The sequence below is a fragment of the Streptomyces gottesmaniae genome (genome assembly GCF_031845845.1).
In the GTDB taxonomy this organism is placed as follows: Bacteria; Actinomycetota; Actinomycetes; order Streptomycetales; family Streptomycetaceae; genus Streptomyces; species Streptomyces akebiae.
In genome coordinates, this window is record NZ_JAVRFJ010000137.1 from 1 (window position 1) to 451 (window position 451).

1 pseudogene is annotated in these 451 nt (G+C 74.3%); it reads right to left on the reverse strand.

What is annotated here, in order from left to right:
• Positions 1-451, reverse strand: a pseudogene (locus tag RM704_RS44740) (hypothetical protein); the annotation flags it as partial.

Genomic DNA, 451 nt, shown 5'->3' on the forward strand with positions numbered 1-451 from the left:
CCCCGCTTGCGCGAGATGGCCAGGCCCTTCGCCTTGAGCTGGGAGCAGGCGTTGCTGACGCTGGAGGGCTGGAAGCCGGGCAGCGCGGCGCGCAGCGCCTTGAGCTGCTTGGGTCCGTCGGCGAGCAGTTCGAGGATCTGATCCTGGAGGCCGGGCTCCTCCCCGATGTCGGGGCCGCTGTCGCCGAACGGGCTGCCGAACGGCGCCTCGAACGGGGCGGGTGCCTCGCCGCTGTCGCCGTCGGTGTCCGCAGCGGTGTCCGGGGCCGCGGTGCCGGCCGTCGGCTTGCTGCCGGGTGCGTCGGAGAACGCCTGGGCGAGGGTGTCGCAGTCGGCGTACGGGTTGGTGTGCCGCACGCCGTAGATCGCGGCACCGGCCTGCGCGGCCTTGGCCTCGCCCTCGGTCAGCCCGGTGGGCGGGTCCTCGCCGTACAGGGCGATCAGGTCGGGGT